Origin of the sequence: Pseudoramibacter alactolyticus ATCC 23263 (assembly GCF_000185505.1) — a bacterium.
GTDB lineage: Bacteria > Bacillota > Clostridia > Eubacteriales > Eubacteriaceae > Pseudoramibacter > Pseudoramibacter alactolyticus.
In genome coordinates, this window is the sequence record NZ_GL622359.1 from 1,948,639 (window position 1) to 1,969,487 (window position 20,849).

Sequence of the window (20,849 nt, forward strand, 5' to 3'; positions counted from 1 at the left end):
CAGCGAATGTGCTGTTCATATCATGGGATTAAAGGTTAAAAAATAAAATTTCAAATGGAGGAGCATTGATGAAAAAATTATTTGGCAAAAAGGCATTGGCGGCACTGGCATTGACAGCGGGCATCGTATTGGTCGGGCTTGGGCTCACGGCCTGCGGCGGAAGCAAAGAACTGACCATCGCGGTGCCCAACGACACCACCAACGAAGCCCGGGCATTGCTACTTTTACAGGATAAGGGCTATATCACCCTCAAGAAGGACGCCGGCATCCAGGCCACCGTTAAAGACATCAAGAGCAACCCGAAGCATATCAAATTCAAGGAAGTGGAGGCGGCTCAGGTGCCCAATGTCCTGAAGGATGTGGACTACGCGGTGATCAACTCGAACTACGCCATCGAAGCGAAGCTTAATCCGAAAAAGGATGCGCTGACTCAGGAAGGATCGTCCTCGCCCTATGCGAATATCGTTGCCGTGAAGAAGGGCAACGAGAAGACCGCGAAAACCAAGGCCTTGGTCGCGGCCCTCGAAAGCAAACAGGTTGCGGACTATATTAAGACGAAATACAAAGGTGCCATCGTTTCGACGGTGAAAAACCCAGGCAACGGTTACGACAGTACGGTGGACTATGCAGCGCTCAAGGGCCGGACGATTACGGTGGCCGCCTCGCCGACCCCGCATGCCGAAATTCTGGCCCAGGCTAAGAAGATCCTGTCGAAAAAGGGCGTGACCCTGAGCGTGAAGGAATTCACCGACTACGTGCAGCCCAACAATGTCGTGAACAGCGGCGAAATGGACGCCAATTATTTCCAGCATAAGCCCTATCTCGACGATTTCAATAAAGAAAACAAGACGGCGATCGTCTCGGCGGGGGCCATTCACGTGGAGCCCATGGGTCTTTATGGAGGCAAGCAGGATTCGCTGAACGCGCTCAAATAAGCGGGCGGCGCATCCGAAAAAGTTTTGAAAAAATCTTCAGGAATCGGTATAATATATGCGTCGGCTGCTCATGGGCAGACCGGCGCATTTTATTATCTGTGTTTAACAGCACCGTGCCGAGGACGCGCAGCAAGAGGGCTCGCGTGCATCGCGCGATTGGGTTGATGGGGAGAAAAGCAATGATTGCGATCAAAAATCTGTCGAAAACCTTCGAGACGACAGACCGCGAGGTCCACGCCCTGAAGCATATTGACATCACTGTGGACGATGGCGATATTTACGGGATCATCGGCATGAGCGGCGCGGGCAAGAGCACCCTTGTTCGCTGCATCAACATGCTCGAGCGGCCCACGGAAGGCAGCGTGACCATCGACGGGACCGATGTCGGCACCTTGTCGGAAAAGGATCTACGCCAGGTGCGGCGCGGCGTTACGATGATTTTTCAGAATTTTAACCTGCTGATGCAGCGCACCTGTCTGAAAAACGTTTGTTTCCCGCTGGAGCTGACGGGCACACCCAAGGCGAAAGCCGAAGCCCGCGCCCGGGAGTTGCTGGAGACGGTCGGCCTGCCGGACAAGGCGGGGGCCTATCCGGCACAGCTTTCCGGCGGGCAGCAGCAGCGCATCGCCATCGCCCGCGCGCTGGCTACCAATCCCAGGGTGCTGCTTTGCGACGAAGCGACCAGCGCCCTCGATCCGAAAACGACCCAGCAGATTCTCGCGCTCATCCGGGAGATCAACCGCAAGCTGGGCATCACCGTCATCATCATCACCCACCAGATGTCGGTGGTGGAAGCCATCTGCAACAAGGTGGCGATTTTGGACCGGGGAACCGTGGTGGAGAAGGGATCGGTGCGTTCGGTCTTTGCCAATCCCCGGAGCGATGCGGCTAAACGCCTGGTCAACCCGGACCGGGAGGACGAAAGCTTTGTGATTCCCGAAGGCTCTCGGGCCATGCGCTTATCTTTCGACGATTCGGAGACCACAGAGACGCCGCTCATTGCGAAACTGGCCATCGAAAAAGGGATTCAGGCCAATATCCTTTCGGCTTCGACCCGCTCGGTGGAGGGGAAGGCCTTTGGCAAAATGATTTTGAGCATTGAAGATAAGGGAACGGATTTTCAGGACGCGATGGTTTATTTAAATCAAAGCGGCGGCGTGCGCGCCGAGGAGGTGACAGAATGAGCGGTTTGTTTGCATCAGCGGCGTCCCGGGAGGCGCTGAATATCATCCAGACGGAATTTCCCTTGGCGCTGTGGGAAACGGTGTACATCACCTTTGTGGCCACGGCGCTGGCCATCGTCATCGGTCTGCCGCTGGGCATTTTGCTGGTGGTGGGGGACAAGGACGGCGTGCTGCCCCTGCCCCGCGGCTTGATGCACGGGCTGGGCATCATCATCAACTTGTTGCGTTCGGTGCCGTTTTTGATTCTGATGATTTTGGTGATCCCGCTGACCCGGGCCATCGTCGGCACCTCCATCGGGACCACGGCCTCCATCGTGCCGCTGGTGATCGCGTCCTTTCCTTTTGTGGCGCGTCTGGTGGAAAGCAGCCTGCGGGAGGTGGATCCAAATATCGTGGAGGCGGCCCAGAGCATGGGTGCGTCCCCGTTTCAGATCATCACCAAGGTGATGATCCCGGAAAGTGTGCCCTCGTTGGTGTCCAATGCGACCATCGCCATCACGACCATTTTGTCTTACTCGGCGATGAGCGGCATCATCGGCGGCGGCGGCCTCGGGAAAATCGCCATTAACTACGGCTATTACCGCTATAAATATTTGGTGATGGTGGCGGCGGTGATCCTGCTGATCGTGCTGGTGCAGATTTTCCAGACGGTGGGCGATCACTGGGCGATTGCCAGCGATAAGCGGCTGAAGAAGTAACCGGCAGGCGACCGGGGGGATGCGAGCCGGCGGCAAAAAGAATTCATAGGGGAGGTTAACGAATGATTGGTATTGCAGTGAACGTATTGGCGGTGGTGATTGGGGGGCTGATCGGCTCTGGGTTGGGGTCCAGAATCCCCGAGGCTTTTATGGAGAAGATCAAGCTGGCCTTCAGCGTCTGCGCGGTGGGCATGGGTGTGGCCTCCATCGTGATGATGAAGAACATGCCCGCGGTGATTTTGTCCGTGGTGGTGGGCACGGTGCTCGGTTTGATTTTCGGGCTGGATGTGCTGATCCGCCGGGGCGGCACGGGCTTGCAGCGGCTGGCTGCGCGGGTCATTCCCCGGCCGCAGAAAAAAGACCTCTCGGAAGAGGTCTTTGACATGCAGCTCTTGACGGTGATCGTGCTGTTCTGCTCCAGCGCGACGGGGATTTACGGCAGTCTGAATGCCGGCATGACGGGAAATGTCGCCATTCTTCTGTCCAAGTCGGTGCTCGATTTCTTCACAGCGATGATTTTTGCGACCAAATTGGGGCCGGTGATTTCGGCCGTGGCGATTCCGCAGCTGGCCGTGTTTTCACTGATGTTCGTGCTGGCGCGACTGATTCTGCCGGTGACCACGCCGATGATGATCGCAGATTTTAAAGCCTGCGGCGGCATCCTGCTCATCGCGACAGGACTGTGCATTGCCGGCATCAAGGAATTTCCCATCGCCAACATGCTGCCTGCCATGGTGCTGGTCATTCCATTCAGCTGGGCGTGGACAACCTATCTGATGCCGTTGCTTTAACGCCTGACGGCTGCGCGAATCGGCGCACAAAAATAAGGGACCGCGGTCCCTTATTTTTGTGCGTTTATTATTGATGGCCCAAGGCGGCTTCGACGGCTTCAATGCTGTCGGCAATGACGATCTTGTCCCGGCCGGGTTGATCGAGAAAGTCCTTGGCGACCATTTCGTCGTAAAGCGTCTTAAACGAGTCGTAAAAGCCTTTTTGATTAAAAACGACGCAGGGTTTGTGGTGCCGGTTGAGCTTGGCCAAAGAAATCACCTCGGTGATTTCTTCCATCGTGCCGGGGCCGCCGGGCAGAGCGATAAAGGCGTCGCCCAGCTTGCGCATAATGGTTTTGCGCTCGGCCATGGTTTCCACGGTGATGGTTTTGTTGATGAGTTCGTGGGGCTTTTCGATGGCCTTGAGAAATTCGGGAATAACGCCGATCACCCGGCCGCCGGCATCTAAGGTCGCGTCGGCAACGGTGCCCATCAGGCCGGTCCAGCCGCTGCCGTAAATCAGGCAGTGGCCGTTTTTGCCAATCCAAGTGCCCAGATCGGCAGCGGCTTGTTTAAAGTCGGGGTCGGTGCCGAAGCGCGATCCGCAGAAAACAGTGATGTTCATGATTTGCTCCTTGTTAGTCGATGAAATTGCGTACTATTAAAATAGCAGGTGTGGCTGAACGCTGGCTTAATTGCCCGGCGGCAGCCGGCACATTGACAGGCCGCAAACGCCAAAGGTATAATGGGCGAAAAAGGGAGGAGGATCTTCTTTGTTCAATCGGAATAAAAACTATTCGAAACAGCAGGCGATGAGCAGCATGCTGGCGAATCTGGCTTTTGGCCTTTTGCTGCTGCTTTATGGCGGGGGCAAAGCGGCAGCGGGCACCGAACGCGGTGTGGCCGTCTTTTGCTGTGCGGCCGGGGGCGTTTTTGTGCTCCTCGGCGTGGTGTGGCTCATCCGCTGGCTGAGGGCTGCGGATTAAAACAGGCGCCGTTTCCGAATCATCGAAGGGTGAAAAAGGAAGCGGCGTTTTTTTATTGGGGAGAAATCATTTTAAACTCAGAAATGCGCAGCAGTTGCCCCGGCGTTCGCCGGCGGCGCGGTGGGAGAAGAGCAACTCGGGGTTGCAGCGGGTGCAGATATCGGTGACGGCGATGGCGGCGGACGGCACACCGGCATCCTCGAGGATCAGGCGGCCTGCCGCCCAAAGATTGAGCAGGCAGTGGCCTGGACGCGTGGGCGTGAGCAGACTCTTCGCTGCCGGGCCAAAGGCTTTGCGAAAGGCATCGGCCACATCCTCGGAGATTTCATAACAATCCCGGCAGATGGATGGGCCGATGGCGCAGATGCAGTCCGCGGCGTTTGTGCCGTAGGCGGCGTGCATGGCGGCTAAGGTTTTGGCCGTGATTTTGGCGACGGTGCCCCGCCAGCCGGAATGGGCCAGGCCGATGGCCCGATGCGCCGGGTCCACCAGATATACGGGCACGCAGTCGGCGGTGTAGACGGTGAGAATAATGCCGGGCACATTGGTGATCAAGGCGTCGACGGCATGGTAGTTCGCCGGCCGGGTAACGCCCTGCCCCCGGTCGGCCGCGGTCACGCGCCGGACGTGGTCGCCGTGTGTTTGCCGGGTGATGACAAAGTCAGAGATGGTGCGCCCGCCGCCCAGAATGGCAGCGGCCCGGCGATAGTTGGCGGCGACAGCCCGGGCGTCGGCCTCGCGGTGAAAGTTAAAGTTCATTTCAGCGAAGTCGCCGGTGCTGCGGCCGCCGACGCGGGTGGAGAAAAAATGATCGACGATGCCGGTGGCGTCGAGGCTGGGGAAGGTCAGGAATTCGGTGGCGATGCCCTCGGCTTCGTAAACCTGCTGGCGCATCACCGGGCGGGGACCTTTGCGGCGAATGGGATGAAAGCAGTGCATGATAACCTCACATGTGCTCGAATGAAATTTTAAATCCGGATGGGATGGCCTTATTGTATGCAAGACGGGCCTGTTTTGCAAATAAAAAAAGACACGCAGCGCGTGTCAGATGAAGGATAAAAGGCCGCGCCCCGCCATGGCCGCTGCGAGTTCGCGATCGTCGAGGATATAGACGTTGTCGATCAAAGCGGCGCGAAAACGGCCGGGAGCCGGAGCGGTTGCCGCCGCGCGCTCGGCGCAAAGCTTCCAGAAGGCGGATGCGGTGACGGCCGCCGTGAAGGCATCGGCTACCGTGGCGAAGGCGCCGCAAAGGCAGGAGAGCATATCGCCGCTGCCGGTGATTCGGCTCATCAGCGGGTTGCCGCCGGCAATGCAGCAGGTTTTTTGGCCGTCGCTGACGGCGTCCAGCGCGCCAGTGAGTAAAACCACGCAGTGCCGGAGCCGGGCGAGGCGCTGCGCCAGAGCCGTTGCCTGATCGCAGGGGAGCCCCTTGGGGCAGTCGACGCCCTGGCTGCGGCTGTCCATACCCAGAAGGGTCTGCGCTTCGCCGGCGTTGACCCGCAAAATATCGGGGTGGCGAAGGCTGAGCAGCGCACGGACTTTTTCAGCGCGCCAGGGGCTCACGCCGACGCCGACCGGATCGAGAACGACGGGATGATCGGCGGCGCGAAGACAGGTGTGGCAGGCGCTCCATCTGACAGCATCCGGGGTGCCGGCATTGAGCACGGTGGCCTGGGCTGCGGCGGTGACAGCGGCCATTTCCTCCGGGGCCTGCGCCATGATGGGGCTCGCCCCGAGGGCCAGCAGCAGATTGGCACAGCTCTCGGAAGAGACCGTATTGGCGACACAGTGCACCAGCGGCCGGGCCGCGCGCAAAGCTTTTAGACGGTCGCTCATGTGCGGGGACGAAGGATTAACTGCATCCTGCCCAGGGCGCCGTTCTTCTGCAGGGCAGCAACCAGAATACCGGCGAGAATGGCGCCGCCGATCGTGGAAATCAGGAAAGGCATCACAAAGGCGTAAAACGCAACGGAACCGGCGGCAATCCCCATGAAGGTCACAGCGACGGGATAAGACAACAGCCCGCCGACGATGCCGGTGCCGAAAATTTCTGCAGCCAGGGTGGCAAAAAGATTTTTAAAACGCCAGTACACCAAGCCGCAAAGCAAGGCGCCGCACATGCTGCCGGGGAAGGCCAGCACCGTACCGAGGCCGAAGAGATTGCGCAGAAGGCTTGCGGCAAAGGCGACGAACACGCCCCAGAAAGGCCCGAGCAGGACGGCACAGAGAATATTGACCACATGCTGCACCGGTGCGCATTTGGAACCGAAAACCGGAAAAGAAAACAAAGAGCCGACGACGGCGAGGGCGCAAAGCAGGGCCGCAATGGCAAGCTTGCGCGTATTAAAAGCAGATTGAGACACGAGAACCTCCTGAAGGAAAACATTCGAAGCAAGACCGCCGGAAGCAGCGGTCTTCCAAATACGGCAGATCGCCCGGGTTGGACGACGTTTCTCGGTCGAGACTCGCTGGTCTCCTCTCACGCCGGAACACGGCTTCCCATCGCTGGTATCGGCTCGGATCCGAGGCGCTCCCCTCCGGTCCGTTCCCGCGGCTGCAGGTGCCTATCTTCCCAATGGTCACATCCTTTCGCGCTGTGCGCAGATTGAATTAAACAACAAAAAACGGCAGGGGCCCGTCGCGGCCTGCCGTTATCAGCATGATTGTTTATTCAAGCACTTCCTACGTCGGCATTATCCGCATCAGGTGAAAGGGTCGAAACAAAAGCTTCCTCTCAGCACGTGGCTCCCCTGTGAATAAAGCGATTATCCCACGGCGAGCGCCCGTTGTCAAATGAATGGAGATATAGTTTCGACACGACATTCTAAAAACGAAAATAAAAACAAAAATAGTAAAAGTAAAAGAAAGAAAAATAAATTAAAAATTTAATAAAAACAGCTTGAAATGGATTAAATGAGCTGATAAAATAGAAAAAGAAAAAATAAAAGTAAAAAACAAAGAAAAAAGAAAATAAATGAAAGGACTTTACAATGGAAACACAATTTAAACCTGTTATGGCCATTACCATGGGCGATCCGGTCGGCATCGGCCCGGAAACGGTGATCGGGACGATGGTGGATCACGATATTCATGTCTGCTGCAGGCCTTTTGTGATTGGCAGCGCGGCCGTGCTTGAAAAGGCGGCGGCCGTTTTAGGTAGAAGCGTTCAGTTTCGCCGGATCTCAGATCCTGGTGAAGCCGAATATACCTTCGGGGTTATCGACGTGATCGAAACCGGAGATTACGATACCGATACGCTTCAGTGGGGTATGGTTCAGCCATTGGCCGGACAGATGGCCATCGACTTTATTATGAAATCCATCGAGCTGGGAATGGCCGGCAAGGTCGACGCGGTTTCGACGGCGCCGATCAACAAACAGGCGATCAAGCTGGTTGGCGTGAAGGAGCCGGGGCACACGGAAATTTACCAGAACGCGACCCATTCGCCCTACGCGCTGACCATGTTCTCCTGCCACAAGCTGCGGGTGTTTTTCGTCAGCCGGCACATGTCGCTGATCGACGCCGTGCATTTTGCGACCAAGGATGTTGTGCTCGATTATATTCGCAATATCGATAAGGAACTGCGCGGCGTCGGCATCGACTGCCCGCTGATTGCGGTGGCGGGCATCAATCCTCATAACGGCGATAACGGCTTGTTTGGCCGGGAAGAAATCGACGAAATCGGCCCGGCGGTCGAGGCGGCAAAAGCCGAAGGCATCAACGCCGTGGGCCCGATTCCCGCCGATTCGATCTTCAATATCGGGAAAAGCGGCAAATTTGACGCTATTTTGTCGGAATACCACGATCAGGGACACATTGCCTGCAAAACCCTCGATTTTGAAAAGTCGGTCACGATTACTTGGGGGCTGCCCTTTATCCGCGGATCGGTGGATCACGGCACGGCCTTCGATATCGCCGGCAAGGGCATTGCGAACTGCGTCAGTCTGATCGAGTCGACCAAGGTGTGCGCGGAATATGCGATTCGCAAGCACAGCCGGGCGGCGAAATAATAAAACGAGGGGGATGAGATGCCAAAAATAGGTGTGGTGGCCGATGATTTAACCGGGGCGACAACCACCGGCGTTTTGCTGGCCAGATCCAAGGCCAGGACGGCCGTGTTTTTTAACGTGGGTGAAGCCGAAGGCGCCGAGGACTTGTCGGCGCTCGACGCGGTTTTGATCAGCAGCAGCTCGCGGGCATTGGCGGCGGACGAGGCTTACGGCCGGGTGGCTGCGGCGACGGAAGCGCTCAAAAATATGGGGGTACGCTATTTTTCAAAGCGCATCGACACAACGCTGCGCGGCGGGATCGGTGTCGAAATTGACGCGATGCTCGACCGTTTGCCCGAAGATACTTTGGCGGTGGTCGTGCCGGCGATGCCGCAGTCAAGACGCATCATGGTCGGCGGTTTTTCGGTGATTGATAATGTGGCGCTGATCCGCACGCCGGTCGCGCAGGATGTGCGCACGCCGGTGACGGAAAACTATATTCCAAAGCTGATCGCAGGGCAAACCAAGCGTCGGACGGATTTGGTCACGCTGGAGACGGTGCTGGCGGGAGAAACAGCCATCAAAAAAGCGCTGGCAGGCAAAGCGGCGGCAGGCGCAAAAGTGATTCTGGCGGATGCCGTCGCCATCGAGGATATCGATGCGATCGCCCGGGCGGCCATCGCGCTGGGCCGGCCGATATTGGCGGTGGATCCCGGCCCGTTCACGGCGAAGCTGGCTTTCCACCGCGGCTTGACGGAGATCGAGCAGCCCAATATTCCGGATGTTCAGCCGGTATCCGGCAAGACCGTACTGATTGCCGCCGGCAGCGCGACACCGGTCACCAAGCGGCAGATGGCCGTTTTGTGTGAGGACGATCGCGTCGCGCATATCGAGGTGGATCCGCTGGCGCTGATTCACGGGGCGGAAACCGCGACGGCCGAAATCGCCCGGGCGGTCGAACAGACGGTCGCGCTTTTAAGGCAGCCCCGGCAGCCCCGGGCGATTTTGCTGGAAACGGCGCTGCACGGCGATCTGCTGGATCTTGACGCGGAGGACCGGCGCCATGGATACGCCCGGGGCGTGAGCGCCAACTGCATCAACGCCGGGCTTGGCAGCATCATTGCGGAGACCCTGGCTCAGGCGGGCAGAGACAAGGTGGCGGGGCTTTACACCACCGGCGGGGATACCATGGTGAACGTGTGCTACCAAATGGGCGTCGGCTGCATTGAAGTCCGCGATTATGTGATCCCCCAGACGGATATCGGCTGCCTGACCGGTGCCTACGCCAGTCTGCCCATCGTCGGAAAGGGCGGCCTGACCGGCGACGATCAGATTGCGGGGAAGATTGTGGACCGCCTGTTTTTGGAAGCGGCGCGTCAAGGAGAACATTAATTGCACAGGAGAGAGGAAAAATGGACAAAGAACAAACCAATCAGGAAAACAAACGGCGAGATTTTCAGATTCTCAAGAAGATGAGCGAGCTGCCGGGAGGCCTCGTCATTATTCCGCTGGTCATCGCGGTGCTGCTGGCGACCTTTGTGCCGCAGTTTTTTAAGATCGGCGGTTACGTCACGGCGTTGTTTTACGAGGGCAACGCGTGCATGATGGGATTTTTTCTGATCGTCTGCGGGTCGATGATCGATATCAAGCAGGTCGGGATGCCTCTTTACAAAGGCGTTACGATGACGGGCTTTAAATTTATTCTCGGCGTACTGGTCGGACTGCTCGTCGGCAAATTGTGCGGTCCCGCCGGATTTTTGGGCATCGCGCCCTTCGTGTGGATTGCGGCGATCACCAATTCCAACGGCTCCTTATATATTTCGCTGTCCAGTCAGTTCGGAAACGCGACGGACACCGGCGCCATTTCGATCTTGTCGCTCAACGACGGGCCGTTCTTCACCTTGGTGGCCCTCGGCGCGACGGGGCTGGCCAATATTCCGCTGATGTCTCTCGTCGCGGTGCTGATTCCGCTGCTCGTCGGATTTGTCTGGGGCAATCTGGACAGCCATTTCCGCGCGGCGTGCAAAACCGCGCAGCCCATCGTCACCTTCTTCATGACGATTTCGATCGGCGCCAAGACCGACATCAAGACGATTTTGACGGCGGGGGCTTCGGGGATCATCCTCGGTTTGATTTCGGCGGCGACGGCGGTGCTCTTCTTCTTCCTGATCAATCTGATTTTGCCCAGGAAAGAAAGAAACGCCATGGGGGCCGCCATCGGGACAACGGCGCTCAATTCGGCGATGACGCCGGCGGCCGTGGGCGAGGCCGATCCCGCCATGAAAAAATACACGGGTATCGCCACCGCCCAGTGTGCGACGGCATCCATCATCACGCTTTTCCTGTGCCCGTTTATCACGGCGGCCTTTGACCGGTACATGATGAAGCGACAGAAGGGCATTTATTCTCCCGAGGGCTGGGCCTATCAAAAAGGGCTTGAAACCATCGCGGACACGGCGCACTAAACGCGGACGGTTTCCCTTCGATGCGAAAGGGGGCACAGACGGATGGACCAACCGATTAAAAATGAACCGATGGATGCGAAGGCCGTGGCCGAGGCGATTGATACCGGAAGGCCTTTGCCGGACATCGCGTTTCGCGTCCAGATGACGGTGCCGGCGCTCTTTGATTTTTATTTGTTTCACGCCTATTCCAAGGCGTCGGGCTTTGCCGCGAATGTGCTGGGGCTCGCCGTGGCGTTTGTCGGTGTTTTCCGGTATGTGAACGCCGGGATCGGCGCGGTGGCCTGCGGCCTTTATATTGCCGTGGCCATCGTCTTTCTGGGGTACACGCCGCTGACCCTGCAGTGGCGCGCGCGAAAAGCCATGCGCGAAAGCCGTTATCGTTTGCCGGTTCGGATGACATTTTCCGAAAAGTGTGGTATTATTGGCGAGCAGGGAACAAACAGGAGGATCTATCCGTGGAGCGAGATGCGCCGAGCTGTGGTCACGCCGAAAACCATCGGCATTTACCTCGACAATGATGAGGCGATTGTGATTCCGAAGGGCGATTTCGGCGATCAGTTTGTCCCCGCATTTACGATGATCACCAGGCAATTAGGCCTGAAAAACGTCAGGATGCAATAACAGGGGAAAAAGTTGGACGAGAAAAAGATCAGAATTCTTCAAATGCTGCAGCAAAAGGGCCGGGTCAGCGTTAAGGAACTCAGCCGGGAACTGGCGTGTTCTGCGGTCACGGTCCGGACAAAGATCAAGGAGCTGAGCGAAGCGGGTCAGCTGATCCGCGTTCACGGCGGCGCCTTGCGCGCCGACGAAGGACAGGAAGATTTTGATCGGAAGTATCATGGCCGGCATATTCATCAGCATGTGGCGGAGAAAAAAAGCATCGCGGCCTGTGCTTATCGCTACATCGAGGATCAGGACATCATCTTATTGGACGATTCGACCACCTGTTTTTATCTGGCCCTGTTCATTAAAGCGCACCCGGAAAAAAATGTGGCGGTTGTGACCAATTCGCTGGCCTCGGCCAATGAGCTGGCCAACCTTTCGCACGTAGAGCTTTATATGATCGGCGGCAATGTCGGCGGTTTTTTGCCGGCGACGATGGGAGAATTGGCCGAAAAGAGCATTGCCGGCTTCAAGGTGGAGAAAGCCTTCATCGGTGTGCACAGCATCAATTTTGAGATCGGCCTGACATCCATCGCGGCGCCGCAGATGCAGATTAAGCAGGCGATCCTCCGGACGGCGGACCAGGTGTATGTCCTGGCGGACAGCAGCAAATTCGGCAACGGTTATTTTTCGGTTATCTGCCCGATGGACGAGGTGCATCAGATCATCACCGACAATCGCATTTCCGAAAGCAACCGCCAAAAGGCCGAGGCACTGCATATTCAGATGGTGATTGCCGAATAGTGGCCGGCATTAAAAAATAACTTTAACGACAAAATATTTTTTGGTAAAGTATTAATTTATAATCTGAAGAATGCATCAAATAGGGGGAGTCCGCTGGCGCGGGCTGAGAAAAAACCAGCAAGGTTTTGACCCACAACCTGATTTGGATCATGCCAACGTAGGGAAAAAATTGAAAAAATTTTTAACGCAGGCATGTGGGCGCCTGCGTTTTTTAATGGGCGGCCATGAACCGATCAGGCGATAACTGCGGCGTGGGAGTCACCGTGCGCTGCGGGAAAGCTTTAGATGCGGCATCAAGAAGAGATGATTTTAAGGAGGCATTGCATGAAAATAGCATTGACGATCGCAGGCTCGGACACCGGCGGCGGCGCCGGTATCCAGGCGGATTTGAAGACGATGACCCTCAATGGGGTTTATGCGATGAGCGCCGTTACGGCGCTCACCGCCCAGAACACCACCGGCGTCACGGCCATCATGGACGTGACACCTGGCTTTCTTGGGCAGGAGCTCGACGCGGTTTTTACGGATATTTTCCCCGACGCGGTGAAAATCGGCATGGTTTCGTCGGCGCGGCTGATTGCTGTGATCGCCGAGAAATTAAAAGCCTACCGGGCGCGGCATATCGTGCTCGATCCGGTGATGGTGGCGACTTCCGGCGCGAAGCTTTTGCAGGATGAGGCCATCGTCACGTTAAAGGCTGAATTGCTGCCTTTAGCCGAGGTGATCACCCCCAATATCCCTGAGGCACAGATTCTGGCCGAAATGCCCATCGAGACACCGGCCGCCATGGAACACGCCGCAGCGAAAATCGGCGAGCATTACGGCTGCGCTGTCCTGGTCAAGGGTGGCCATCGCGTAAACGACGCCAACGATCTGCTCTGGCAGGAGGGGCGATTGCGCTGGCTTAACGGGCGGCGCATCGACACCGCCAATGCCCATGGCACGGGCTGCACCTTGTCGTCGGCCATCGCGGCAAATCTGGCCAAGGGCTTTGCGCTGGCAGAATCGTCGGCGCGGGCCAAGGCTTACCTGGTTGGCGCGCTGGCGGACGGTCTCGATTTGGGGCAGGGCTTCGGCCCGATGAATCACGCCTTTGACATCAAGGCGGCGTATCGTGAGGAGGCCCCGGCTGAATGAGTCAAAGGGAACCACCGGCTTTCAAAACGGCTTGATCTGGTTTGGTGCGGCGGTATCCATCGCCGAGATTTTAACGGGGACCTATTTTGCGCCGCTGGGTTTTGGCCGAGGGTTTCTGGCCATTGTCATCGGGCACGTTATCGGCTGCGGTCTTTTCTTTTTGGCGGGACTCATCGGCGGGTGTACTCGGCGCTCGGCCATGGAGACGGTGAAGATGAGTTTCGGATAGTGGGGCGGCCTGCTTTTCGCGGCGCTTAATGTGCTGCAGCTGGCAGGGTGGACAGCCATCATGATTTACGATGGCGCCCAGGCGACCGGCGGCATTTTTGCCGTGGGGCATTGGGTGTGGTGCCTCGTGATCGGCGGGCAGATTGCGGATTTCTTTATTTTAAAGCGCGACCGTTGGGACGCGGCCGTCGACTGGCGAAGCCTTGCGATCTGGGCGGTGGGATTTGTGTCCTACCGGCTTTTGATGCGGGCGGATATTTCCGTGGGCAGTACCCTGCCGGCCATGGCGCTGACCATCGCCTTGTGTTGGGTCGTGCACCGGGCATCGGGCCGGCATCAGGCGCATCGATAAACAACCAACTAAAAAAGCCGAAACAATGCTTCGGCTTCAGACTGAAGACAAAGTGGGGGACTCGCGATTCCACTTTTCTGGTAATGTATTATTGCTAATCCGAGAAATTAAAAGCCTCTAATCAGGCCATTCTTACTTCCCGTTTTGCCTTCATTAATAGATCTGTTCCTTGGAACCGACGTGTGTAATTCTTTCCAAGGGTCGAAAAATGCGGCACAGCATCGTACAAATCTAAATCCAGGAACTGTAGACCATGTTGGCCTTCAACGCTTTGATTGTCTGACGCCGGCTTGATACCATCAAGATATTGGATAAAGGGAACCTTAATTAACGCAGCAGGATCGATACTGGGACGACCCATAGAATCGGAATATTTATCCTGGACCAACCCATAAGTGAAGGGCCAGTTAATTGCCTTGTCTACGTGCGCAACAACAAAAAAATCCACGGCTTTTACCGTGGACTTTGTCTGTAGTCTGAGACCATTGCCAAGCAATGGTCTTTTTGTTTGCCGGTATCACGGCTTGAAATTTTGGCGCTGCCTGCGGATGGCAGCTAAAGCGGCGTTGTAGTCGGCGAGCAGGCTGCGGTCGGCAGCGCTGTCGCTCACGGGGCTCAGCGTATTGCCGGCTTTGGCCGACTGCATCCAGCCGTCGAGTTGTTTGGTTTGCGCTTTGCTGAAACGGTGGGACTCGCCGTCCATGCGTTCCTGGAAGTGCAGCCGGGTGATACGGCCGTGCCGGTAGCGGATGCGCAGTTCGCAGGTAATGCCGGCGGCATTTGGCGAAGAAAGCGTCGCTGTGTAGGTGCGGGCGGGGGAAATGACGGCTGGCGAAGTGTCGGCGTCGGCGCTTTTGCGAAGGGCAGCCCGGGCGAGGCGGCGAAAGGTGCCGCTGGTCTCCGTCGCGCCGGTCACGGTGTCGACCTGGGGATCCTGATGTGCGATCAGATCGCGGATCAGCTGCTGGCGCAGGGCTGCGGTGCTTTGGATGGTTTTGTTTTTGAGCCAGGGCAGAGCGGATTCGGCCTTGGCGGCGCCGTCGGGCCTGCGTTCGGCAAAGATTGCCCGGGTGATGATGCCGTCGCGGACGGTGAGGATGAGCTGCTGGCCGAAGCCATGGGTGTCAGTGGTGTCGGTGACGGCCGCGTAACGCCCGTCGCGATAGTCAGATCGTTTTCCCGGGGAGATCACGCCGGCCTCGCGGTTGATGGGGCGGCTGCCCAGATGGATCGCGCTGCAGCCGGAGGCCGCGAGGCAAAGCGCGATAGCCGCGATGGCGGCGCACCATCGGCGCGCATAGTGGGCATGGCGCATGTTACAAGAGGGCAGCGGCGTTCATCAGCGGCGGCACCACCTGTTTTTTGCGGGAGAACATTCCCGGGAAAAACTGGCTGATGTCCTCGTCCTCGATGCCAAAGGCCTCGTGCGCGAGTTCGCGGTGCTTGCCGGCCACCAGCAGCTCCGAGCCGCCGAGCACAATGTCGGTCACCATCAAAATGGCAAGATCCGTGTCATCTGCCTCACAGTTGGCCTGCATCTGATCGAGCAGCGCCTGCAAATGTTCGAACAGGGCCTTGTAGTCGCCGGTGTTGATCTGGGAAACGGCGACTTTGTAGTCTCCCATGGTGAAGATTTTGCGATCGGCGCCGATGATCTGCTGAACGCTCATATCGCTGAGGTTGGAGCCGGCGATGAGCATTTTGCGGCCGTATTCCTTCACGTTGACGCCGGCGATGGCCCCGAGCTGCTGTGCCGCGGCACGGTCCTGATCGGTGCAGGTCGGCGAATTGAAGAGCAGCGTGTCGGAGATGATGGCGGAAAGCAAAAGCCCGGCGATGGCCTTCGGGATGAGCAGCTCTTTTTCGTTGAACATCTTGGTGATGATGGTGCAGGTGCAGCCCACCGGTTCGACGCGCATATAAAGGGGGGCGGCCGTAGCGATTTCAGCGATGCGGTGGTGGTCGATGACCTCGGCGATTTCGGCATCGTCAAGGCCGGCGATGGACTGGGTGCGTTCGTTGTGGTCGACGAGGATCACCCTTTTGCGGCCGAAATCGATCAGCGAACTTTTGGTGATGGTGGCGATAACGCGTCCGTTTTCATCCACGACGGGAAAGCGGCTGTGGGACGAAGAGACCATATTGCTTTTGACATCTTCCAAGGTTTCGGACAGCATGAAGAACTCGACCGCATCCCGGTTGATGTAGCGTTTGATGGGGATCCCCTGGGACAAGAGGCGAATCACCTGGAAGGGGCGCTTGTGGGTGAGGATGACAAGCCCGTCATAGTTGCGCGGAATCGGCGGCGTGGTGCCGGCGGGCGTGTCCGACACGATGATGGTGCGGCTGCCGAAGGTAAAGGCCTGGCGCAGGGCGCCGTCGTTGGCGGTGGTCAGGATGATGTCTTCCGGGCGCAGCATGGCATCCTTGGCGAGCTGGGAATTATCGTAAAGATTGCCGGTGATGACGGCGGCGCCGTTGTCGCCGACCACCCGGGCTTCCAGCAGGTCGATGATGTTCTGGTAGGGTGTCTCGGCGCGTTTGAGAAAATCTTCGGTGAAAGAATCGGTGTAGGCATGCATGATGTCCGGCAGCGAGACGATGCCGATAAGCTTCTGATCCGCGTCGACCACCGGCAGGGAACGGCCGGGGTTGTCGATGATTAAAGCCATGGTTTTGTAGACCGAGGCGTCTTCGGTGACCATGGCGCTGTTGTTGAAGTTGATGTCCGAAACCTGAGGCTTCACGCTTTTGATGAGTTGCGGCGCCTCGACGTCAAAGGTGTCAAGGACAAATTGGGTTTCTTTGTTGACAGGGCCGAGACGGCAGGCCACGATGTTCTCGTCGCCGACCGCTTTTTTATAGGCGGTGTAGGCCAGCGCGGCACAGATCGAATCCGTGTCCGGTTTTTGATGGCCGAAGACATAGGTTTTGGCGGTTTGAATCGGTTGTGACATGTTAATATCCCCCTTGGTAAAACCATTGTATCAAAAGGGCCGCGGTCGGGACAAGTCTCTTTGTTTGACCGCGTTTTTTTTTCTGATATAATAGGGGCGATATGAAAAAAATGCAAGCGAAAATTCAGAATCGAATACCAGATACGGCGGCGCGGGATGGCGAAGCACCGGCGTTGCCTTTGGCCGACGAGAAAAATGGTGACGCCCCTTCAAACCTCTTCGGGCTCACGCTGGCCGGCTGCTCGGCGCTGATGCGGGATCTCGGTGAGCCTAAGTTTCGCGGCAGGCAGCTTTTTGAATGGCTTTATGGGAAGCGGGCGATGGCAGTTGACGCGTGCACCAATCTGCCGAAAAAGCTGCGGGAGACGCTAAAGACCCGCTGGATCATCGACTGGGGCGAGGTGCTTGGGGTGCAGGCCGACCTGGAGGACGGCACGAAGAAAATGCTGATCCGTCTGGCGGACGGCGAGTGCGTGGAGACGGTGCTCATGGCCTATGATTACGGCTATTCTTTGTGTGTGTCGAGCCAGGTGGGCTGCGCCATGGGCTGTGCCTTCTGCGCCTCGACCAAGGGCGGGCTGGTGCGAAACCTTACCGCCGGAGAAATGGCGGCCCAGATTGCCCTGGTCGAAGCTGCCGAGGGCGTCCGCATCAGCCGGGTGGTGGTGATGGGGATCGGCGAGCCCCTGGCCAATTACGACAATCTGCTGCGCTTTATTCAGATTCTCAACCAGGGCTTCGGCATCGGGATGCGCCGCATCACCGTTTCGACCTGCGGGATCGTGCCGATGATTGAGCGCTTGGCGGACGAAGCGCTTGAAATCAATCTGGCGATTTCACTGCATTCGCCGGATCAGGCCGTGCGGGAACAGATCATGCCGGCGGCCCGGCGCTATCCACTGGATCGATTACTTAAGACTTGTAAAAATTATTTTAACAAAACCGGCCGGCGGGTCACGTTTGAGTACGCGCTGATGGCCGGCGTCAACGACCGGGACGAGGATGCCAAAGCTCTGATCGGGTTGTTCTCCGGCGAGAATGTGCACCTCAACCTGATTCGCCTCAATCCCATTACAGACGGCCCTTTTGCCGGCAGTCAAAATGTAACGGGCTTCGCGAAGAAGTTGAAAACAGGCGGCATTAACTGTACAATAAGGAGAAGAATCGGGAAGAATATTGATGCGGCCTGCGGCCAGCTGCGCCATCGGCAGGAACAGGCGGTCCCGATGGTGACAAAACCCAGAGGTGAAAGATGAAGTGTGCGTACTCCACAAATATAGGTGCGAAACGAAAAATTAACCAAGACTCCTATCTGGCGGCCAATATCGAAAAAGACGGCCAGACCTACTATATTTTTGCAGTGGCGGACGGCCTGGGTGGGCACCGCTCCGGGGAAATTGCCAGCCAGCTGGCCATCGACCGCATCAAGGAGCGTATTGCGGAAATCGAAGATTACAGTGATTACGAACAGGTCAATCACTTTGTGAACGCCATCAACCAGGAAATCATCCGGGAGGGCGTGGTGGATCCGGAACAGCTGGGCATGGCCACAACGCTGACCATGGCAGTGGTCAGAGGTCTCGATATGTACCTCTACCATATCGGGGACAGCCGGGCTTACCGCATTAACGCAATGGCGATCGAACAGCTGACCAAGGATCACTCTTTGGTGCAGGCGTTGATCGACCGCGGCCGCTTGACCACGAAGGAAGCCAAAGAGCATCCCCAGAAAAATATCATTACCCGGGCTTTGGGCACGGACGAAATCATCCGAACCGATTTGTTCGAATACAGGCTCTATCCCGGCGATGCCATTTTGCTGTGTTCCGATGGGCTGTACAACATGGTGCCCAACGAGGAGATTCAGCGAATTGTTATGGAGAATGGTATGGAAGAAGCGACGCGCAAGCTGGTGAATCTCGCCAATTATAACGGCGGCGACGACAATATTACCGTGATTATCTTCAGACCGGAAATGGAGCCGGCTGCAGCGTTGAAGGAGGAAGTGAAGTGATCGGAAAAATTCTGAACGGCCGTTACGAAATCATTGAGTTGATTGGCCGCGGCGGCATGGCCTACGTTTATAAAGCGCGGGATTTGAAGTTAAACCGGTTTGTGGCCGTTAAAATCCTGCGGGAAGAATACACGGAAAACGAGCAATTTATCAAGAAATTCGATCGCGAATCTCAATCGGCGGCAGGCCTTTCCGATCCGAATATCGTTTCGGTATACGATGTCGGGGTGGATGGCGATGTGTATTTTATCGTGATGGAATATGTGGACGGCATCACCCTCAAGCAATATCTGATCAAAAAAGGCCGCCTCGATTATGAAGAAGCGACCAATTTCATCATCGATGTGGCGGAAGCCCTGCAATGCGCTCACGAACACGGCATCATTCACCGGGATATCAAGCCCCAGAACATCATGCTCACCGCCGATATGACGCCGAAGGTCACCGATTTCGGCATTGCGCGGGCCATCACCAGTTCCACCATCACCATGACGAATCAGACCATGGGCTCGGTGCACTACATTTCGCCGGAGCAGGCCCGGGGCGGCTTTGTGGACGAACGCTCCGATTTGTATTCCTTGGGCATCATGTATTATGAACTGCTCACCGGGGAACTCCCCTTCGATGAAGAAAATACCGTCTCTATTGCGATTAAGCATATCCAGGAGGACATCACCCCGCCAAAAACCATTTTGCCGGAAATCCCCCAGAGCGTCAGCGATGTGGTGGTGCGGCTTTGTCAGAAAAGGCCGGACGATCGCTATCAGGATTGCGAAGAGCTGATCGCGGATCTCGATCAAATCATGTTAAATGCCTCGGTCGACCTGAATGGCGGGGCGAATAACGGCGGTCTGATCAGCGATGACAGCCTCTTTCAGGTCGAGCCGGAAGATACGGCCGGTGACGCGGCTGATGAAACGGGGATTGACGATCTGCGCAAAAAGAAAAAGCGCAAGCGCGTGCTGATCGGACTGTTGGTTGCCGCTTTGGCTATTGCCGGTATTGTGGCCGGTTACCACGCGTTTTCGGCGAGCAGGAAAGTGACGGTGCCGGATGTGTCCGGGATGACCAAGAGTCAGGCGAAAACGGCCGTGGAAGCCGTCGGCCTGACCCTTGAAGTGGAAAGCACCGAATACAGCGACACGGTGGACAGGGGCAAGATCATTTCCCAGTCGCCGAAGGCCAATGCCATGTCCAGAGAAGGCCGCACAGTTAAAGTGGTCATCAGTAAGGGAAGTGAAAGCGTGCAGGTGCCCAATGTCGTCGGAATGACCGAAAACGAAGCAGTTTCCGCGCTGGAAAAGGCCAATCTCCAGGTGGCGGAAATCAAGCGGGAATACAATGACAGTTATTCCAGCGGTGTGGTTTATAACGCCTCGCCCTCGGCCGGCTCTGCGGTGGATAAAAACAGCAAGGTCACGCTCTATGTTTCCAAGGGAAAGGAAACGGTCTCGGTGCCGGGGCTTGTGGGGCTGACCCAGAATGATGCTGAAAGCCGGATCAAAGCCAACGGCTTTACCGTTGGGACGGTAACTCAGCAGTATTCGGATTCCTATGCATCCGGTGTGGTGATGAGCCAGTCACCCAGTGAAGGCACCCAAATCGAAAAGGGAACGACCATTAACTTTGTGGTCAGCAAGGGGGTCGATCCTAACAGCAGCGCAGCCAAAGGCTCTTCAAAGAATGACGATTCGGACGAAGCAGACAACTGATCCTTAAAGCTGGAT

23 protein-coding genes and 2 riboswitches are annotated in these 20,849 nt (G+C 56.9%); of the genes, 16 read left to right on the forward strand and 7 right to left on the reverse strand.

Annotated elements, in window-relative coordinates; translation table 11 throughout:
• The first annotated feature begins 68 nt into the window (after positions 1–68).
• The 4 genes from HMPREF0721_RS09310 (at position 69) to HMPREF0721_RS09325 (ending at position 3,608) form a co-directional block, all read left to right on the forward strand.
• Positions 69–935 carry a MetQ/NlpA family ABC transporter substrate-binding protein gene (locus HMPREF0721_RS09310; RefSeq protein ID WP_006599477.1) on the forward strand — a complete coding sequence of 289 codons (867 nt, stop codon included), beginning with the start codon at positions 69–71 and terminating at the stop codon, positions 933–935.
• 179 nt (positions 936–1,114) lie between these two features.
• The gene (locus HMPREF0721_RS09315) at positions 1,115–2,119 is read left to right on the forward strand and encodes a methionine ABC transporter ATP-binding protein (RefSeq protein WP_040640032.1); all 1,005 of its coding nucleotides are present in this window, start codon (positions 1,115–1,117) and stop codon (positions 2,117–2,119) included.
• Complete coding sequence (locus tag HMPREF0721_RS09320; protein WP_006599480.1) at positions 2,116–2,817, forward strand: methionine ABC transporter permease; 702 nt, start codon at positions 2,116–2,118, stop codon at positions 2,815–2,817. Before HMPREF0721_RS09315 ends, HMPREF0721_RS09320 begins: the two co-directional genes overlap by 4 nt.
• Positions 2,818–2,879: 62 nt before the next feature.
• Positions 2,880–3,608, forward strand: coding sequence for a DUF554 domain-containing protein (locus tag HMPREF0721_RS09325; protein WP_006599481.1), 729 nt, complete (start codon positions 2,880–2,882; stop codon positions 3,606–3,608).
• A gap of 67 nt (positions 3,609–3,675) precedes the next feature.
• Here the strand turns inward: HMPREF0721_RS09325 and HMPREF0721_RS09330 are convergent, their stop codons facing one another.
• On the reverse strand, positions 3,676–4,212 hold the full coding sequence (locus HMPREF0721_RS09330) for an LOG family protein (protein WP_006599482.1): 537 nt from the start codon (positions 4,210–4,212) through the stop codon (positions 3,676–3,678).
• Positions 4,213–4,360: 148 nt separating this feature from the next.
• Here HMPREF0721_RS09330 and HMPREF0721_RS09335 point away from each other — a divergent pair, with 148 nt between their 5' ends.
• Positions 4,361–4,573 (forward strand): hypothetical protein, encoded by a 213-nt coding sequence (locus HMPREF0721_RS09335; RefSeq protein WP_040640033.1) that lies wholly within the window; start codon positions 4,361–4,363, stop codon positions 4,571–4,573.
• A 66-nt stretch (positions 4,574–4,639) separates the two neighbouring features.
• On the opposite strand, the gene pgeF is transcribed toward HMPREF0721_RS09335, so the two are convergent.
• The 3 genes from pgeF to thiW form a co-directional block, all read right to left on the reverse strand.
• Positions 4,640–5,512 carry a peptidoglycan editing factor PgeF gene (gene pgeF / locus HMPREF0721_RS09340; RefSeq protein ID WP_006599484.1) on the reverse strand — a complete coding sequence of 291 codons (873 nt, stop codon included), beginning with the start codon at positions 5,510–5,512 and terminating at the stop codon, positions 4,640–4,642.
• A gap of 105 nt (positions 5,513–5,617) precedes the next feature.
• The gene (gene thiM / locus HMPREF0721_RS09345) at positions 5,618–6,409 is read right to left on the reverse strand and encodes a hydroxyethylthiazole kinase (RefSeq protein WP_006599485.1); all 792 of its coding nucleotides are present in this window, start codon (positions 6,407–6,409) and stop codon (positions 5,618–5,620) included.
• Positions 6,406–6,936 carry an energy coupling factor transporter S component ThiW gene (gene thiW, locus HMPREF0721_RS09350; RefSeq protein ID WP_040640034.1) on the reverse strand — a complete coding sequence of 177 codons (531 nt, stop codon included), beginning with the start codon at positions 6,934–6,936 and terminating at the stop codon, positions 6,406–6,408. The genes thiM and thiW overlap by 4 nt, the downstream gene beginning before the upstream one ends.
• Positions 6,937–7,235: 299 nt before the next feature.
• Positions 7,236–7,335, reverse strand: a riboswitch (TPP riboswitch).
• Between the two features lie 228 nt (positions 7,336–7,563).
• Between thiW and pdxA the strand changes: the two genes are divergently transcribed.
• From pdxA to HMPREF0721_RS12855, 8 genes are all read left to right on the forward strand, one after another.
• A complete protein-coding gene (pdxA, locus tag HMPREF0721_RS09355) occupies positions 7,564–8,583 on the forward strand; it encodes a 4-hydroxythreonine-4-phosphate dehydrogenase PdxA (protein ID WP_006599488.1) in 1,020 nt (339 codons plus the stop codon).
• Between the two features lie 18 nt (positions 8,584–8,601).
• Complete coding sequence (locus tag HMPREF0721_RS09360) at positions 8,602–9,954, forward strand: four-carbon acid sugar kinase family protein (RefSeq protein ID WP_006599489.1); 1,353 nt, start codon at positions 8,602–8,604, stop codon at positions 9,952–9,954.
• Positions 9,955–9,974: 20 nt separating this feature from the next.
• Positions 9,975–11,027, forward strand: coding sequence for a 2-keto-3-deoxygluconate permease (locus HMPREF0721_RS09365; protein WP_006599490.1), 1,053 nt, complete (start codon positions 9,975–9,977; stop codon positions 11,025–11,027).
• Positions 11,028–11,069: 42 nt separating this feature from the next.
• Positions 11,070–11,648, forward strand: a complete 579-nt coding sequence (locus tag HMPREF0721_RS09370) for a YcxB family protein (protein ID WP_006599491.1) — start codon at positions 11,070–11,072, stop codon at positions 11,646–11,648.
• 12 nt (positions 11,649–11,660) lie between these two features.
• The gene (locus tag HMPREF0721_RS09375) at positions 11,661–12,434 is read left to right on the forward strand and encodes a DeoR/GlpR family DNA-binding transcription regulator (protein ID WP_006599492.1); all 774 of its coding nucleotides are present in this window, start codon (positions 11,661–11,663) and stop codon (positions 12,432–12,434) included.
• Between the two features lie 72 nt (positions 12,435–12,506).
• A riboswitch (TPP riboswitch) is annotated at positions 12,507–12,617 on the forward strand.
• Positions 12,618–12,758: 141 nt separating this feature from the next.
• Entirely contained in the window at positions 12,759–13,571 is an 813-nt protein-coding gene (gene thiD, locus HMPREF0721_RS09380) for a bifunctional hydroxymethylpyrimidine kinase/phosphomethylpyrimidine kinase (protein ID WP_040640035.1), read from the forward strand.
• Complete coding sequence (locus HMPREF0721_RS12850) at positions 13,549–13,800, forward strand: hypothetical protein (RefSeq protein ID WP_006599494.1); 252 nt, start codon at positions 13,549–13,551, stop codon at positions 13,798–13,800. The genes thiD and HMPREF0721_RS12850 overlap by 23 nt, the downstream gene beginning before the upstream one ends.
• 30 nt (positions 13,801–13,830) lie before the next feature.
• Positions 13,831–14,151 (forward strand): hypothetical protein, encoded by a 321-nt coding sequence (locus HMPREF0721_RS12855; protein WP_006599495.1) that lies wholly within the window; start codon positions 13,831–13,833, stop codon positions 14,149–14,151.
• A 121-nt stretch (positions 14,152–14,272) separates the two neighbouring features.
• Here HMPREF0721_RS12855 and HMPREF0721_RS09390 read toward each other — a convergent pair whose 3' ends face one another.
• The 3 genes from HMPREF0721_RS09390 to HMPREF0721_RS09400 all read right to left on the reverse strand — a co-directional run bounded on the left by HMPREF0721_RS09390 (position 14,273) and on the right by HMPREF0721_RS09400 (position 17,108).
• On the reverse strand, positions 14,273–14,599 hold the full coding sequence (locus tag HMPREF0721_RS09390; RefSeq protein ID WP_156788732.1) for a transposase: 327 nt from the start codon (positions 14,597–14,599) through the stop codon (positions 14,273–14,275).
• Between the two features lie 69 nt (positions 14,600–14,668).
• Complete coding sequence (locus HMPREF0721_RS09395; protein ID WP_006599497.1) at positions 14,669–15,466, reverse strand: FMN-binding protein; 798 nt, start codon at positions 15,464–15,466, stop codon at positions 14,669–14,671.
• Position 15,467: 1 nt separating this feature from the next.
• Positions 15,468–17,108, reverse strand: coding sequence for a putative manganese-dependent inorganic diphosphatase (locus HMPREF0721_RS09400; protein ID WP_006599498.1), 1,641 nt, complete (start codon positions 17,106–17,108; stop codon positions 15,468–15,470).
• Between the two features lie 110 nt (positions 17,109–17,218).
• Between HMPREF0721_RS09400 and rlmN the strand changes: the two genes are divergently transcribed.
• The 3 genes from rlmN to pknB are packed head-to-tail and all read left to right on the forward strand — an operon-like array spanning position 17,219 to position 20,834.
• The gene (gene rlmN / locus HMPREF0721_RS09405; RefSeq protein WP_156788733.1) at positions 17,219–18,364 is read left to right on the forward strand and encodes a dual-specificity RNA methyltransferase RlmN; all 1,146 of its coding nucleotides are present in this window, start codon (positions 17,219–17,221) and stop codon (positions 18,362–18,364) included.
• On the forward strand, positions 18,361–19,122 hold the full coding sequence (locus HMPREF0721_RS09410) for a Stp1/IreP family PP2C-type Ser/Thr phosphatase (protein ID WP_006599500.1): 762 nt from the start codon (positions 18,361–18,363) through the stop codon (positions 19,120–19,122). Before rlmN ends, HMPREF0721_RS09410 begins: the two co-directional genes overlap by 4 nt.
• Positions 19,119–20,834, forward strand: a complete 1,716-nt coding sequence (gene pknB, locus HMPREF0721_RS09415; protein WP_006599501.1) for a Stk1 family PASTA domain-containing Ser/Thr kinase — start codon at positions 19,119–19,121, stop codon at positions 20,832–20,834. The genes HMPREF0721_RS09410 and pknB overlap by 4 nt, the downstream gene beginning before the upstream one ends.
• Positions 20,835–20,849: the final 15 nt, after the last annotated feature.